Raw genomic sequence first — 12,427 nt, 5'->3', positions numbered from 1 at the left:
ATTACCATCTAACCGCCTCATCGATCGATAAAGCGGAGACAAGCCTGATGAAGCCAAGCCGTATTGCGCAAGTAACTTTGGGTTGCATCGCCATGACAGGCATAACAGCGCATGCACAGCCGCAATCCAACACTCAATGGCGTCAGGCAGAAACCTCGTTTTTCGATCTGATTCAAAACGGCTACGGAATCGTAGCCGTGACGAGCATCGCCGAACGCGCGTCCGGTTTGCCTGCGGATACTTACGTGCTGCAGAAAAACAATAGCGTTTTTCGTTGCGTCGAAACGCGCGCCGCCGAGCCAGAAACAACGAGAACCGCCGCGCCATTGCGCTGTGCGGAACTCGTCAAACCCTTCGTGGATTGATCAACCTACCGGCGCTTCGCCCTCGCCCGTTTCCTTTCCTGGGCGATCGTTTGGCGACTGCTTGCGGCCTTCGTCATCGCGTTCGGGCAGCTTGCTCTTCTCGTTGTCGCTGTGTTCGGCGGGTTGTGCTTCGGCCGGCTTCGCTTCGCTAGTCATGGCTCCTCCTGTTTGCCTTGGGTGTAAGCATCGTCAGCAAATCCTGCGCCTGTAAGAAGCGCATCCAAAAGCGCACGCAGAATCGCAAACACTGCGGCGCCGACACGGGCTACCATCGATCCATCGTCATCAGATGCTACTCGCGATGCCTAAAGCACCGATTCCGCCGTCAGCCACGCTCGTCGCCATCGTGCTTGCCGCGACATTGGCCGCCTGCACGATCACGCCGCCACCGAGCGTCATCGAAGCACGCTCCGCCGCAACCGCACCGTCTCGCGCATCGCTTGGCGACTACAAGGAGCGCGTCGCGCAACGTATCCTCGAACGCAATCCGTCGTACTTGCTGAAGGGCACGCCGCAAGCCATGCTGCGCTCGTTCGTGCTGGTGTCCTTTACCGTGGATCGCAACGGGCGCGTCGTCAATTCGTCGGTGTATCGCACCAACGGCGACGACGAAGCCGAAGCCACCGCGCTCGCCTCGCTGCGGCGCTCGTCGCCATTGCCCGTGCCGCCTGCGCGCCTCCTGAACGGCAACGGCCAACTCGAACTCTTCGAAGGCTGGATGTTCAACGACGACGGCCACTTCCAGTTGCAAACGTCGCATTCGCCACAAGCGACGACCATCGATTGATTGGCGCTCGCGCGGCACGCTCGTTATAATTTTTGACATCCCGGCCGGACCCGCTTCCGGCACGGCTTTCAGACCGCGCCTACCCCTCGCGTCCGTTGAAAGTCTTTGTCCGGTTCGCGCTCTACTCCTGCGAGCCGCTCGACCGTTTTACCGCCCACCCCAACAAGCGTCTTGCGTGCGCTCTTACGCCTTGCTCGCCCATCGAGCAGGAATGCGCCACCATAAGCACCACAAAAGCGACACGACAACGGAGACACCATGTCATCACCCACGCTTTCCGCCGCCAAGCCAGGCGACGGCGCCCAAAGCACCTCGCGCGTGATCTTCGCGAGCTTCATCGGCACCGCAATCGAGTTCTACGATTTCTACGTCTATGCGACAGCCGCCGCGCTCGTCATCGGGCCGGTGTTCTTTCCACACGGATCGCCGGCCGCGCAAGCGCTTTCGGCTTTCGTCACGTTCGGCATTGCGTTCGTCGCGCGGCCTATCGGCTCGTTCATCTTCGGGCACTTCGGCGATCGCGTCGGCCGCAAATCGACGCTCGTCGCGTCGCTGCTCGTCATGGGCATTTCAACGACGCTCATCGGCTTCGTGCCCGGCTACGATTCCATCGGCAGTCTCGCGCCCGTGCTCCTGTGCATCCTGCGCTTTGGGCAAGGCATCGGGCTCGGCGGCGAATGGGGCGGCGCGGCGCTACTTGCAACGGAATACGCGCCCAAGGGCAAGCGAGGCCTCTTCGGCATGTTCCCGCAGCTCGGGCCGTCGATCGGCTTTCTTGCTTCCAACGGCCTGTTCTTCGGCCTCGCGCTCTCACTCTCCGACGAACAATTCCGCAGTTGGGGCTGGCGCGTGCCGTTCATCGTGAGCGCGGTGCTCGTCGGGCTCGGGCTTTACGTGCGCCTGAAAATCGCGGAGACGCCCGCATTCCGCACGGCCGTCGAGCGTCACGAGCGCGTGCGCGTTCCCATCGCCACGCTGCTCGGCCGTTATCTCGCGCCGACCTTGCTCGGCGCCTTCGCGATGGTCGTCTGCTACACGCTCTTCTACATCTCGACGGTCTTCTCGCTGTCGTACGGCGTCTCCACGCTGCATTTCTCGCGCGAGAAATTTCTCGGTCTCTTGTGTTTTGCCGTGCTGTTCATGGCAATTGCGACGCCGATCTCAGCCATCGCCAGCGACCGCTTCGGCAGACGGCCCGTGTTGATCGTCGGCTGTCTCGCGGCGATCCTCTCCGGCTTCGCAATGCTGCCTCTGCTCGGCAGCGGCAACACGGTCTACGTCGCGCTCTTTCTGACCATTGAATTGTTCTTGATGGGCGTGACTTTCGCGCCGATGGGCGCGCTCCTGCCCGAGCTGTTCCCGACGAGCGTGCGCTACACCGGCGCGGGCGTCGCGTACAACTTGGGTGGCATTCTGGGCGCATCGGTCGCGCCTTATATCGCGCAATTGCTCGCAAATCGCGGCGGACTGTCGTGGGTCGGCGGGTACGTATCGGCGGCGGCGGCGGTGAGCCTCATCGCCGTGCTGTGCATGCGCGAGACGCGCGACATCGCACTTGAATAGCGTTCGAATGACTTCGATGACGATACCGGCGCGTTCAACGATCGCGCGGGTTCACGGCATGTGCGGGCACCGGCTGGCCCTTGATGAGCGGCACGCGCTTGCGTTCCCGTTCGACGCGCGTGCGCTTGCGCTCGGCCCAGAAGTGCGCGAGCCATAGGAGCGTGCCGACAGCGAGCGCATCGGCGGCGAGACCGCCAATCCACTGATAGTGCGTCATGCCGATGGCGCGCAACGCCGAATCCAGCACGAGCGACACACACGTGCCCGCGATGAAGCACACGAGCCCTTGCTGCCCGATGGTCACCACGCCCGGCAATTTAGCCGCGAGCGCCTTGATCCATCCCGCATAGACCGCGCGTGCAATCACCCACGCAACGGCCGCGAAACTCACGATACGCAACGTCGCCAGGTTCTGCTTGAGGTAACCCGGCGGCGCTTGCGTTTCCAGGAAGAGCTTGAAGAATGCGAAGGTCAGTGCGATCGCGATCGCTCCGCACGTCAGCCAACGCGCAGTACGGCTTGCGTGGAAGTCGTTGCTGACAGGCTGCACGCGCGCAAGGATGCCCATCACGAACATGAGCTGCCACGCGAACGGATTGAACGACCACGCTTCGGCGTAGGTCGAGGGCAGCGCGCGCGCCAAGGGAAGAGCGGCGAGCCACACGAGCAGACTGCCGAACATGGCGATAACGGGCTTCCTCTCGGCGAGCGGAACCACGAAAGGCACCGCGAGCGCGAAGATGGAGTACATCGGCAAGACTGACGAAAGATACGGCTGCTGGCGCAAGGTCGTGATGTCGAACAAGAGCCCGACCGGACGGGCAAGGAACGTCGGCCATTCGGTGTACCGCAGCATCGGCGAATCGATCTTGAGGAGCATCAGCAATGCGCCGCCGATCAACATGAGAACCGCGGTCAGCAGATAGGCGCGATAGATCTCCCAGCTTCGCTTGAAAAAGCGTCGGCGGGCGGCTTGTGCACTACGGCGAGTCGCAAGCGCCGTGTATGCCGCCGCCGACGCATAACCGCCGAGGAAGACGAATACTTCCGCGGAATCGCAGAACGCGTATTGATGCAGCGTAAAGTGCGACAGCACGCTTCCCGATATATGGTCGACCGCGATGATGAGCAGCACGACGCCTCGAAAGAAATCGACTTCGAGAGAACGTTGGGTCGGGGAACTCATTGGAAGAATGCTCCACGCACTGCGGTCGGGCGCGCGGCCAACATGGCGTTCGCGCGCATACGGGGTTTGTACCTAGCCTGAAAAGAAAATTCCCTGAATCAACGCGTATTTAAATTAACACTTGAAGACAGTCGGGAAGCTGGCGGCAAAATGACTATTTTGTTGGGTGTTGCAGTAACTATGCCAATACCTAATACTCGATAAAACGCCGGTCGCGGGAAGGAATGCCGTTTCAATCGACAGGAGGCTGAAATGCCTTTTCATTTGCAGAGTTCGCATCTCGTCGTGGTCATCGCACTGGCCTTGGTGACGGCCTTGCTCCTCGCGATGAAGTTCCGGCCGCTCACATGGCGCGGCGTCGTTTGCGAGGCGCTCATTGCGAATATCGGAGCCATCGGCGCGGTGATCGCTTTCGAGATGCTTACCGGCTGAAAACGTGTCTAGTTTTCGACTGACCAAGATTTTTCAAGCCGATTGAACTTTCGTCACGGGCAAAAGTCTTTTCAGGAGTGCCGTGCATGCGCGGCAACCTTCTCCTCTCCGCTCCCGTTGTCGGGAGCGTTTCTTGGGCGCCTGGCGAAAGCCTCGCGCCTGTTCTTTTTTCTGGCTCCGGGGTCTGCTTCGTCAGGCGTAACCTGCCGCATGCTTGGGACGCTCGCTATACTCTGCCCTTTGGCCGAAGCGACCGCATGATCCGAGCGCTACGTTCTCTTTCTCTTCGCACCGCGCGACGCACACGCGGCCTGTGGCGTCGCTACGGTATCTTCTGGCTTGGCGCAATCGCCGTCGGACTGATCGCCGTCTACTATGCGCGGCTGATCGACTGGGGCTACGGACTTTTTCTCGATGCGCGCGCCGCGCACGCCTGGCTGCCGCTCGTCATCACACCGGCTGCCGCCGCGCTATGCGTTTTCGTCACGCGCAGGTTCTTTCGCGGCTCGGAAGGCAGCGGCATCCCGCAGGTCATCGCCGTACTCAACAGTCCGACTTCGGAAGCCGGCGGACGGCTGCTTACGCTCAGGATTCTCGCGAGCAAGATTGCCGTATCGTTCATCGCGATTCTGGGCGGCTTCACCATCGGCCGTGAAGGTCCGACCGTGCAAGTCGGCGCGGCGCTCATGTTCAACATGCGGCGCTTCTACCCGCGCTCGAACTCGCTGATCGAACGGCAACTCGTGCTGGCGGGCGCGGCGGCCGGTCTGTCGGCGGCGTTCAACACGCCGCTCGCGGGCATCGTCTTCGCCATCGAGGAGCTCACGCGCAGCTTCGAAGTGCGCACGAGCGGCGTGCTGATCACGGGCATCATCATCGCGGGGATCGTGGCGCTCGGTCTCAACGGCAACTACACGTATTTCGGCACCATCGACGTCGGCACGCACTTTTCGAACATGCTGGCCGTCGCGGTGATCGTGACCGCCATTGTCACGGGCATGGCGGGCGGCGTCTTCTGCTGGCTCCTTCTGAACACGTCGAGGTGGATTCCCGCGCCCTTGCGGCATTTGCATGCGTCGCGTCCGGTCGTGTTCGCCGCGCTGTGCGGACTGGTCATCGCGATCGTCGGGCTCGTGTCGGGCGGCACGACCTTCGGCAGCGGCTATGCGGAAGCGCGCGGTCTGCTCGAAGGCCGCGAACATCTTTCGGTGTTCTACCCGCTATTGAAAATGATCTCGATGATCGGTTCGTATCTGCCGGGCATTCCGGGCGGCATCTTCGCGCCGTCGCTGTCGATTGGCGCGGGCTTCGGCAACGTGTTGCATCTGCTGTTCGGACAGATGTCGCTGCCCATGATGATCGCGCTCGCGATGGTCGGCTATCTTGCGGCCGTGACGCAATCGCCGATTACGGCGTTCGTCATCGTGATGGAGATGATCAACGGCCACGCGCTCGTCATCTCGCTGATGGCGACCGCGCTGGTGTCGAGCCGCGTGTCGCGCTTGTTCGCGCCGCCTTTATACGAGGCGCTGTCCGAGCGCTATATGGCGCCGTTGCCACAACCGGCGGCCTCGCCCGAGGTGCCGGAAAGAGACGAGGCCGTCGTCGAGAAAGACGCGGCCCCGCAAAAGTAATCAGCCTTACGCGCCGATCAGTCCCAATGCCCTGCCACATAGCGATGCTGGCCGTGATCTTCCACCCAAACGGCCGGCACCCAGTGGTGGCCGACGTGCTCGGCTTCCCAATGGCCGTCCGCCCAGACGTAGTGGCCGTGTTCCCAGTTCCAGTGACCCTGATCCCACACGTAACCCGCGCGTGCGGGCGGCACCGGCTCATGGCGCGGCGCGGGCGGCGCGCTAGGCGCCATGATCACGATTTCGGCCGATGCCGCGGTCACGGTGAGCGCGCCAGCGACGATAAGCGCGGATGAAGCGAGCAAATGGCGAACGGAAGTTTTCATGCTTGGACCTCGTATTCCAGGACATTGAACGCGCCGGGTGGCGCGGATTTTCATGTCGGCAACGCAACCTTGCTGCCGATGTCCGTTCAATGCGCGACGTGGTCAAAAGGAAGACAAACGTCTGATTACGAGATGACCGAAGTGCAACCGAATATTGATGAAAGCCACGCGCATTTGAAGCCGCGCGCAAACGATAACGTCGCCATGAAAAAAGCCAGGATCGCCCGATCCTGGCTTCATACGTTCATCTCGATACACAAGCCCGGCGTTATGCCGGCGGTATCTCGATCTTCACTTCCAGCACTTCGAGATCGTCCTGACGTTCGAGGCTCACTCGAATATCGTCGTCAGTAATCTTCACGTACTTCGAAATCACCGCAACGAGTTCCCGTTGCAACGCCGGCAGGTAATCGGCGGCGGCTTTGCCACCCGCGCGCTCGTGCGCAATGATCAACTGCAAGCGTTCCTTCGCGACCGCAGCGGACTTTTTCTTCTCGCCCAGCAAAAACGAAAGAATCGACATTGCGTCCCCTTACTTGGTGCCGAAGATACGTTGCAGCAGCCCTGGCTTTTGATAATCCGTGAAGCGCAGCGCCTTTTCCTCGCCGAGAAAACGCGACACCACGTCCTTGTACGATTCCGCAACGTCGGTGCCGTCCAAATGCACCGCAGGCAAGCCCTGGTTCGATGCATGCAGCACCGCTTCCGACTCCGGAATCACGCCGATCAGCTCGATCCGCAAGATCTCCTGGATGTCGTTCAACGACAGCATCTCACCTTCGGAGACGCGCTTCGGGTTGTAGCGCGTGATCAGCAAATGCTCCTTGACCGGGTCCTTGCCTTCGATCGCGCGCTTGGTCTTCGAAGCGAGAATGCCGAGGATACGGTCCGAGTCGCGCACGGACGACACTTCCGGGTTCGTCACGATAAGCGCTTCGTCCGCGAAGTGCATGGCCATGAGCGCTCCCGACTCGATACCCGCCGGCGAGTCGCAAATGATGTACTCGAAGTCCATCTTGCTCAGTTCGTCGATCACCTTCTCCACGCCTTCGAGCGTGAGCGCGTCCTTGTCACGCGTTTGAGACGCCGGAAGGATGTAAAGGTTCTCGAGCTTCTTGTCCTTGATGAGCGCCTGATGCAGGTTCGCCTCGCCCTGGATCACATTGATGAGGTCGTACACCACGCGGCGTTCGCAACCCATGATGAGGTCGAGGTTGCGCAGACCGACGTCGAAGTCGATCACGGCCGTCTTGTGGCCGCGCAATGCGAGCGCCGATGCGAAGCTCGCGCTGGTGGTCGTCTTGCCGACGCCGCCCTTCCCCGAAGTCACCACAATGATTTTTGCCATACAAGTACCTTGTGTTCGTCAAATAGGTCCGTCGCGTTGCTTAATCGAGCGCGCGCCAAGGGGCATCGGGCGCGCGGCGTCAGGTCAGCCGCAGCGGTTCGATCATCAGTTTTTCTTCGTCCAGCCAGATCTGCACCGGCTTGCTCTGCACATCGGGCGAGAGCGGGTTCTCGGTCGTCCGGTAGATTCCCGCGATGGAGATGAGTTCCGGTTCGAGACAAGTGCAGAAGATCCGCGCGTCGTGATTGCCGTGCACGCCTGCGAGCGCGCGGCCTCGCAATGGCGCATAGATATGGATATTGCCTTCCGCGATCACCTCGGCGCCGTACGACACAAGCCCGAGCACGATGAGATCGCCCTTCGCGTAGACCTGCTGACCCGAGCGCAACGGCCGGTCGATGATGGTCGACGGCTGCGGCAGCGCGGGCGGCGGCGTGATGGCGACTGCTGCTTCGATCGCCGCGGCGGCCTCGACGTTAGGCTTGGCCTCATCGACCGAAGGCTTCGGCGCGCCACGCCGGTCGCGCGCTTCGAGGACCGGCAAGCCGCCCTCGCTTGCCCATTGAATTGCCCAGCGCTGCACCGGCAACGCGACGATGCCCGCGGGCCGCATGCGCACGCTCTTCAGTAGCGTCTCCAATTCCGCGAGCGAGACGCGCTCGCCTTCGCCGCCTTCGGCTTTCTCGGCGAGCCGGCGCACGTCGATGGCGACCACGTCGCCCGCGAAGAATTCGGGAGTCGCCTCGAAGCGCCGCGTGAGTTCAGTGCGCAGGGCATCGAGGTCTGGAGTCTTGACGACGAAGTAGAGCGTGTCGACGGAGCCGCTGCGCAGTTCGAAGAAGGGCGTTTTGTTGAGCGACATAGGAACGGCCAAAATTTTTGCGTATTTTACAGGCGTGTGGGCGCGCGGCCATACTTTTTACGGCCCGTTTCAGCTATCGGAAACGATGAGTACGCGCGAAGGAAGGGTGAAGCGAGACTTACGCGCCGGTCTCGCGCTGAACGTGGCGCACGTAGAGCAGTTCGTGCTCCTGTTCGTGCGACGACATCGTGCGGCGATCGCCCGTGGGGCCGAAGCCCAGACGTTCGTAGAAGCGCATTGCGGTGCGGTTTTCGTCGGCGATCCACGCATGCACTTCCGATGCGCCCTGCGCCGCGAGCCAGTGCGACGCGGCGTTCACGAGCAACTCGCCGCCACGCAGGTGGCGCACTGCCGGCGCGACCCAGAGCGCCGCCACGAAGGCCCGCGCCGATCCGGCTTCCTCGACATACGCATGCACGAGCCCGCAGGGATGCCCTTCCGTATACAGCAGGAAGGTCGCGACGCGAGGCGAATGCGCGTGCTCGGCGGCGGTGTCGTCGAACGATTGCGGCTCGACGCGCAGCGCATCTTCCAGCGTCTCGCCGAACGCATAGGGCGCTTCGCGCAGCGACGACGTGCGCAGCTCGCGCAATACCGCGCCCTGTTGCGAGGCGATTCGGTTGACGGTCAGTGAGGGACTCATGCGGGGCTCATGCAGGCAAATTCTCTCCGGCTCTCTGGCTTCTCTGCCTCGAAGGCGCTCGGGCCTTTCCGGTATTCGGGCCATTCGCGTAGCTTCAACCGAACGGGCGTACCCGTCAATTCTTTCTTCTCGGATAGTGCTTTACAGCGCACATGCAGACGCGCTCTCGCCGCTCACGCACCATCACGGCGCGCGCAAACGGTACTCGCGCGCTTCTTTACGGCGCGGCGTAGGCGCCTACGCCATCCGGCCAGGGCGTAAGCAACTCGAAGCCGTCTTCCGTTACCGCGACCATGTGTTCCCACTGCGCTGACAGCGAGCGGTCCTTCGTGGTCACCGTCCAGCCGTCGCGCGACTGCTGCGTGGCGGGACGGCCCGCGTTGATCATGGGCTCGATGGTGAAGACGAGGCCGGCCTTGAGCCGCAGACCCGCGCCGCGCTGGCCGTAATGCAGCACTTGCGGATCTTCGTGATACACGCGGCCGATGCCGTGACCGCAGTACTCGCGCACCACCGAAAAGCCTTCACGGTGCGCGACCGTCTGGATTGCGTGGCCGACGTCGCCGAGCGTCGCGCCCGGACGCACTTCGCGGATGCCCGCGACCATGGCTTCGTAGGTCGTTTCGGTGAGGCGCCGCGCTTCCTTGTTCGGCGTGCCGGCGTAGTACATGCGGCTCGTGTCGCCGAAGTAGCCGTCCTTGATGATGGCCACGTCGATATTGATGATGTCGCCGTCTTTCAGTTCTTTCGGGCCGGGAATGCCGTGACAGACGACATGATTCACCGACGTGCAGACCGTCTTCGGAAAGCCCATGTAGCCGACGTTCGCCGGCACGGCCTTCAGTTCATCGACGATGAAGCGGTTGCAGAGGGCGTCGAGTTCGTCCGTGGTGACGCCGGGGCGCACGTGTTCCCCGATCATGGCGAGGACTTCGGCGGCCATGCGGCCGGAGATGCGTAACTTCTCGATGTCAGCGGGTGTCTTGAGCGTAATGGCCATTGGCAGATGTGTTCGTCGCGCCTGCGTGCGTGGCGCGAGAAACGCCGCTTGGGGCGCGCCGTGCACGAGGACATTGGGGCCGATGATAGCACTCTCGTGCGGCCCTCTCTCTTTGGAAAGGCGCATGCGTGCTGCGTTTCGTGGCGACACCGGGCGTTTGCGATCGCGCCGTGCGGTCTTGTGATCGATGCGCGATTGTGGTCTAGTGACCCGCATTCGCACTTGAGAACCCGAGCCTGAAGATATGAACCTGCATCGCCTGAATGCTGCTCGTGCCGTTTATTCCGTCTATGCCGTTTGTACCGTTACCGCGGTCTTGTCCGTGCTGGCTGCCTGCAGTTCGACGAGTGGCCCGGAGCTGAGAGCGTCGAAGCCCGTGATTCATGTTTCATCGGCGCGGCGTGCGTCGGATATATCAGGCTGTCTCGAAGGCAGGTTGCCTTCGGTGCAGACGGTGCGCAATCAAGGAGCGACGGAGCTCGTCGTCGGACCGAACGCGTGGCTCGTGACCTTGACGCCATCCGCGTATGGAACAGAGGTGAAGGTGCAGCGATCCGTGGATGACTACAGCGGGTTGCCGGAGCCCGAACTGAGGTTCGATGTGGCGCGATGCACGACGTGATGCGAAGGCCTTGAACGAAACCGGGCCCCCAACGAAAAACCCCGCAAGTCTCACGACTTGCGGGGTTTAGTATCTTGGCGGAAAGGGTGGGATTCGAACCCACGGTACAGCAAAACTGTACACTGGATTTCGAGTCCAGCGCATTCGACCACTCTGCCACCTTTCCGTCTACCAGCCTAGGCCTTAAAGGCTTTGCCGGCCTTCGCGAAGCGGGTCGTTGCCAAGCGAAGAACGAAAGTATAACGAAGTCGTTCGAGCTTTCCAAGACCCTTTTTAAAAATAAACGTCAGACCACGGCCGGCGCCTCGATACGCTCTGCGCCACGCATGTAAGGGCGCAAAACCGCGGGAATGGTCACCGAGCCGTCCGCGTTCTGGAAATTCTCCAGTACGGCAACCAGTGTGCGTCCCACCGCGAGACCCGAGCCGTTGAGCGTATGCACGAACTCCGGCTTGCCTTGCGGATTGCGAAAGCGCGCCTGCATGCGTCGCGCCTGGAAGGCCTCGGTATTCGAGCAGCTCGAAATCTCGCGATAGGTGTTTTGCGCCGGCAACCACACTTCGAGGTCGAAGGTCTTCGCCGCCGAAAAGCCCATGTCGCCCGTGCAAAGCGTGATTACGCGATACGGCAATTCGAGCTTCTGCAGAATGGTTTCGGCCTGCCCGACCATCTCGTCGAGCGCGGCGTACGAGTGCTCGGGCGCGACGACCTGCACCATCTCGACCTTATCGAATTGATGCTGGCGAATCAGGCCGCGCGTGTCGCGTCCATATGAACCCGCCTCGGAACGGAAGCACGGCGAATGCGCCGTCAGCTTCACCGGCAGCGCGCTCGCTTCGAGGATGCTGTCGCGCACGGTGTTCGTGAGTGAAATCTCCGAGGTGGAGATGAGGTACTGCGTGACCGTGTTTTCGTCGCCACCCTTCTCGACGCGGAACATATCGTCGGCGAATTTGGGCAACTGTCCGGTCCCGTAGAGAATCTCAGGATTCACGATGTACGGTGTGTACGCTTCTGTATAGCCGTGCTGTTCGGTGTGTGTGTCGATCATGAACTGCGCGAGCGCGCGATGCAGCCGCGCAATAGGCCCGCGCAAGAGCGTGAAACGCGCGCCCGAAAGCTTTGCGCCGGTTTCGAAATCGAGTCCGAGCGGCGCGCCGACATCGACGTGATCCTTGACCTCGAAATCGAACGCGCGCGGTGAACCCCAGCGGCGCAATTCGACGTTCTGCTTCTCGTCGTTGCCCACAGGCACGCTTTCGTGAGGCAGATTCGGCACGGTCAGCATCAGGTCCGACAGACGCTTCTGCACGTTTTCGAGTTGCGTCGCCGATGCCTTCATCGTGTCGCCGATGCCGCCTACTTCCGCCATCACCGCCGACGTGTCCTCGCCACGGCCTTTCATCGCGCCGATTTGTTTGGACAGGCTATTGCGGCGCGCCTGAAGTTCTTCGGTGCGGGTCTGGATGTCGCGTCGCTCGGCTTCGAGCGCGACGAAGGCGGCAACGTCGAGCGTGTAGCCTCGGTCGGCGAGGCGCTTCGCGACGCCGTCCAGGTCTTTACGGAGGTGTTGAATGTCGAGCATGTCGGGGATGCTTTTGTTAAGTATTCGAAAACGACGATTTTAGCGCACGCATCGGGCGCGGCCGTGGCTGGCGT

The 12,427-nt window shown here is 61.8% G+C and carries 15 protein-coding genes and 1 tRNA gene; 6 read left to right on the top strand and 10 right to left on the bottom strand.

What is annotated here, in order from left to right:
* Positions 1–92: 92 nt before the first annotated feature.
* Positions 93–365: a hypothetical protein gene (locus tag NCT04_RS03945; RefSeq protein ID WP_250463694.1), complete on the top strand. Its 273-nt coding sequence runs from the start codon at positions 93–95 to the stop codon at positions 363–365.
* Here the strand turns inward: NCT04_RS03945 and NCT04_RS03940 are convergent, their stop codons facing one another.
* Positions 366–521, bottom strand: coding sequence for a hypothetical protein (locus NCT04_RS03940; protein WP_244827345.1), 156 nt, complete (start codon positions 519–521; stop codon positions 366–368).
* A gap of 145 nt (positions 522–666) precedes the next feature.
* Here NCT04_RS03940 and NCT04_RS03935 point away from each other — a divergent pair, with 145 nt between their 5' ends.
* The gene (locus NCT04_RS03935) at positions 667–1,152 is read left to right on the top strand and encodes a TonB family protein (protein WP_250463693.1); all 486 of its coding nucleotides are present in this window, start codon (positions 667–669) and stop codon (positions 1,150–1,152) included.
* A 258-nt stretch (positions 1,153–1,410) separates the two neighbouring features.
* Positions 1,411–2,715 carry an MFS transporter gene (locus NCT04_RS03930; protein ID WP_244827343.1) on the top strand — a complete coding sequence of 435 codons (1,305 nt, stop codon included), beginning with the start codon at positions 1,411–1,413 and terminating at the stop codon, positions 2,713–2,715.
* A gap of 34 nt (positions 2,716–2,749) precedes the next feature.
* Here the strand turns inward: NCT04_RS03930 and NCT04_RS03925 are convergent, their stop codons facing one another.
* Positions 2,750–3,901 carry an OpgC domain-containing protein gene (locus tag NCT04_RS03925; protein WP_250463691.1) on the bottom strand — a complete coding sequence of 384 codons (1,152 nt, stop codon included), beginning with the start codon at positions 3,899–3,901 and terminating at the stop codon, positions 2,750–2,752.
* A gap of 252 nt (positions 3,902–4,153) precedes the next feature.
* Between NCT04_RS03925 and NCT04_RS03920 the strand changes: the two genes are divergently transcribed.
* Both NCT04_RS03920 and NCT04_RS03915 read left to right on the top strand, forming a co-directional pair.
* Positions 4,154–4,333, top strand: coding sequence for a hypothetical protein (locus NCT04_RS03920; RefSeq protein WP_244827341.1), 180 nt, complete (start codon positions 4,154–4,156; stop codon positions 4,331–4,333).
* A gap of 257 nt (positions 4,334–4,590) precedes the next feature.
* Entirely contained in the window at positions 4,591–5,967 is a 1,377-nt protein-coding gene (locus NCT04_RS03915; RefSeq protein WP_250463688.1) for a chloride channel protein, read from the top strand.
* Between the two features lie 17 nt (positions 5,968–5,984).
* Here NCT04_RS03915 and NCT04_RS03910 read toward each other — a convergent pair whose 3' ends face one another.
* The 6 genes from NCT04_RS03910 to map all read right to left on the bottom strand — a co-directional run bounded on the left by NCT04_RS03910 (position 5,985) and on the right by map (position 10,146).
* Positions 5,985–6,293, bottom strand: a complete 309-nt coding sequence (locus NCT04_RS03910) for a YXWGXW repeat-containing protein (RefSeq protein ID WP_250463685.1) — start codon at positions 6,291–6,293, stop codon at positions 5,985–5,987.
* A gap of 268 nt (positions 6,294–6,561) precedes the next feature.
* Positions 6,562–6,816, bottom strand: coding sequence for a cell division topological specificity factor MinE (gene minE / locus NCT04_RS03905; protein WP_244827338.1), 255 nt, complete (start codon positions 6,814–6,816; stop codon positions 6,562–6,564).
* Positions 6,817–6,825: 9 nt separating this feature from the next.
* Entirely contained in the window at positions 6,826–7,641 is an 816-nt protein-coding gene (minD, locus tag NCT04_RS03900) for a septum site-determining protein MinD (RefSeq protein WP_244827337.1), read from the bottom strand.
* A gap of 79 nt (positions 7,642–7,720) precedes the next feature.
* Complete coding sequence (minC, locus tag NCT04_RS03895) at positions 7,721–8,503, bottom strand: septum site-determining protein MinC (protein ID WP_250463682.1); 783 nt, start codon at positions 8,501–8,503, stop codon at positions 7,721–7,723.
* A 118-nt stretch (positions 8,504–8,621) separates the two neighbouring features.
* Entirely contained in the window at positions 8,622–9,146 is a 525-nt protein-coding gene (locus NCT04_RS03890) for a GNAT family N-acetyltransferase (RefSeq protein ID WP_244827335.1), read from the bottom strand.
* A 217-nt stretch (positions 9,147–9,363) separates the two neighbouring features.
* Positions 9,364–10,146 carry a type I methionyl aminopeptidase gene (map, locus tag NCT04_RS03885; RefSeq protein ID WP_250463762.1) on the bottom strand — a complete coding sequence of 261 codons (783 nt, stop codon included), beginning with the start codon at positions 10,144–10,146 and terminating at the stop codon, positions 9,364–9,366.
* Between the two features lie 244 nt (positions 10,147–10,390).
* On the opposite strand from map, the gene NCT04_RS03880 reads away from it, so the two are divergent.
* Positions 10,391–10,768, top strand: coding sequence for a hypothetical protein (locus NCT04_RS03880; RefSeq protein ID WP_250463679.1), 378 nt, complete (start codon positions 10,391–10,393; stop codon positions 10,766–10,768).
* 75 nt (positions 10,769–10,843) lie between these two features.
* Here NCT04_RS03880 and NCT04_RS03875 read toward each other — a convergent pair.
* Together NCT04_RS03875 and serS are read right to left on the bottom strand one after the other, a co-directional pair.
* Positions 10,844–10,934 (bottom strand) — tRNA-Ser (locus NCT04_RS03875).
* Positions 10,935–11,054: 120 nt separating this feature from the next.
* A complete protein-coding gene (gene serS, locus NCT04_RS03870) occupies positions 11,055–12,353 on the bottom strand; it encodes a serine--tRNA ligase (protein WP_250463676.1) in 1,299 nt (432 codons plus the stop codon).
* Positions 12,354–12,427: the final 74 nt, after the last annotated feature.

The organism is Caballeronia sp. GAFFF2 (genome assembly GCF_023631485.1).
Classification (GTDB): Bacteria; Pseudomonadota; Gammaproteobacteria; order Burkholderiales; family Burkholderiaceae; genus Caballeronia.
This window is presented reverse-complemented; position numbering and strand designations above follow the sequence as displayed.